General features: G+C 66.6%; 2 protein-coding genes. Both read right to left on the bottom strand.

The annotated features are described in order from the left end of the window. Positions 1-220 precede the first annotated feature (220 nt). Positions 221-1,609: an ATP-binding protein gene (locus VFL62_RS10065; RefSeq protein WP_325172223.1), complete on the bottom strand. Its 1,389-nt coding sequence runs from the start codon at positions 1,607-1,609 to the stop codon at positions 221-223. Positions 1,610-1,927: 318 nt separating this feature from the next. Then, positions 1,928-2,656 carry a response regulator gene (locus tag VFL62_RS10060; protein ID WP_414644669.1) on the bottom strand — a complete coding sequence of 243 codons (729 nt, stop codon included), beginning with the start codon at positions 2,654-2,656 and terminating at the stop codon, positions 1,928-1,930. Positions 2,657-2,704 lie beyond the last annotated feature (48 nt).

Here is a 2,704-nt window from a genome sequence, read left to right as displayed (position 1 = left end):
GGGCACCGCCGCAGCAGCCGCGCCCGCATGCGGCGTTCGTCCGCCGGCAGACAGGCGGCAACGATGCCGCGCTCATTCCAGGCGATGCCGCAGCGGCCGATGGTGGTGTCAAAGAGGGCGAAGCCACGATCCGTCATGTTGCAAATGTAGCAAGCCCCACCGGGCTCCACAGCCGCGCTCACGCGGACTTGAAAAGTGCGTAGCGCAGCAGGCGTCGCGGTCAGACCGGCACCCGCACGGAGGCGCGCAGGCCGCCGAGCGGGCTTTCGCCGAGCGTGATGTCGCCGCCATGCGAGCGCGCGATGTCGCGCGCGATCGCGAGGCCCAGCCCGGTTCCGCCCTGGTCCTGGTTGCGCGCGTCGTCGAGCCGCAGGAACGGCTTGAACACGTCATCGCGCAGATGCGCCGGAATGCCCGGCCCGTCATCGTCCACCGTGACATTGAGCCAGCGGTGATCGCGATGACCGGTGATGGCGACCGTCGAGCTGTAGCGCCCAGCATTGCCGACGAGATTGGCGATGCAGCGCTTGAACGCGGCCGGCCGCACCGTGACTTCGGGCGGACCGTAGAAATTGGCGCTGGCGCGGTGGCCGTGGCGCTCGGCCTCGAGCTTGAGCTCGTCCAGAAGCACGGCAATGTCGGTTGGCGCCGGCTGCTCGCCCATGTCGCCGCGGGCGAAGGCCAGATAGGCCTCGAGCATCGCCGCCATCTCGTCGACGTCCTTCTTCATGGCGTCGATCTCGGGGCTCTCGCCGATCAGCGCGAGCTCGAGCTTGAAGCGCGTCAGGATGGTGCGCAGGTCGTGGGACACGCCGGCCAGCATCGCGGTGCGCTGTTCGATCGAACGCTCGATGCGCGATTTCATCTCCAGGAAGGCATGCGCGGCGCGGCGCACCTCGCGCGCCCCGCGGGGACGGAAGTTCGGCGCCTCGCGGCCCTTGCCGAAGCTTTCGGCGGCATCCGCCAGCCGCAGGATCGGGCGGATCTGGTTGCGCAGGAACAGCACCGCGACGATCAACAGAATGGAGGACGTGCCGACCATCCAGAACAGGAAGATTTCGGAGTTGGAGGCATAGGCGGCGCTGCGCTGGGCGAACACGCGCATCACGCTGTCGTCGAGCTGGATGCGGATTTCGACCAGGTTGGAGCGGCCGACGGTGTCGATCCAGAACGGCCTGGCGATCTGCCGGCCGAGCTGCACCGACAGCGTCTGGTCGAGCAGCGAGAAGAACGGCTTGGGTCCGGGCGGCGGCATGTCGCCCGAAGCGAGAAAATCCACCACGAGGCCAAGCCGCTGCTGGGCGATCCGCCTGAGCTGGGCGTGATCCTTGTCCTGCGGGTAAGTCTTGTAGACGTCGATCAGCGCGGCAATGTCGGACACGACCGCCGCGGAGAGATGCCGCGTCACCGTGTTCCAGTGCCGCTCCATGAACACGAAGGCGACGACGGTTTGCAGCGCGACCATCGGCACGATCATGATCAGGAGCGCGCGGGCGTAGAGGCCGGTCGGCATCCAGCTCTTGAACGCGTTGCCCATCCAGCCATTGGCCGCCGACACCCGTCCTGCGGCGGTGCGGATCAGCGTGAGGCCGGTGTCAAGCGTGCTCATGGGCTGGCGGCTCTTCTTATCCCTCCCCCGCGGAACGCGCGGGGAGGGTGCATAGGCGACCTTCGGTCGCCGTTCTTGAATGACAAAACGCCGATGCTTTGCATCGGCTGCGCGCGAAGCGACGGTCGGGTGGGGGCGTCAGCCTCATCGAAAAGGTCGGATATCGGGAGAAAATTCTCTAGCACCGTCACCCCGGCTCGCATTCGCTCGCCGACCTCGAGAGCGAGCTTGCTCGCCTCGGACCCCGCAAGGGGGAGGGAAGCGGAGACGGCGCGCGGGCGGATGGATTCAATCACGGCCATGTTGCTCCCTGGCGCCTCAGGGGGACGCGACCAGGCGATAACCGATGCCGCGCACCGCCTGCAGGAACAAGGGATTGGCCGGGTCGCGCTCGATCTTGCGGCGCAGGCGGTTGATCTGCACGTCGACCGCGCGCTCGTTCACGGTGCCATCGCCGGTGAGCGCATTGCGCGGCACGGTCTCGCCGCGCGCCAGCGCCAGAACCCGCAGCATGTCGCGCTCGCGATCGGTGAGGCGAATGATTTCCTCGCTCTGGCGCAATTCCCCGCGCTCCAGATGATACACGTAAGGCCCGAATGCGATCTGCTCCAGCGTCTCGACCGGCGGCGGTGCCGTCCGCTTGAGGATATTGCCGATCCGCAGCGACAGTTCGCGCGGCTCGAACGGCTTTGCGACGTAGTCGTCTGCCCCGATCTGCAGGCCTTCGATCCGGCTCTCGGCCTCGTGGCGCGCCGTCAGCATCACGATCGGCACCGACGAGGAGCTGCGGATGAAGCGCGCGAGGTCGAAACCGGTCTCGCCCGGCATCATCACGTCGAGAATCAACAGGTCGAAATGCAGGCCATTGAGCTTGGCACGGGCATCTTTTGCACTCATCGCCGTGGTGACGCGATAGCCCTCGCCGCAGAGATAACGCGACAGCAGATCGCGGATGCGGCGGTCGTCATCGACCAGCAAGAGATGCGGCGCATCGTCGGCCGGTTCTCGTGGTGTGCGTGCGATGGTTGCGGCTTCAGCCACGTCTATTCCTTTGCCTTTGCGCCCGATGGTGTGGTGCCAAAGATGGCTTCCAGC

The organism is Bradyrhizobium sp. (assembly GCF_035701725.1).
Classification (GTDB): Bacteria; Pseudomonadota; Alphaproteobacteria; order Rhizobiales; family Xanthobacteraceae; genus Bradyrhizobium.
The sequence above is the reverse complement of the archived record's forward strand: the minus strand, read 5'-3'. Positions and strand labels throughout refer to the sequence as shown.

Coding starts and splice junctions, on each gene's coding strand:
- VFL62_RS10065 (WP_325172223.1), bottom strand. CDS start 1,609: ATGAGCACGCTTGACACCGGCCTCACGCTGATCCGCACCGCCGCAGGA.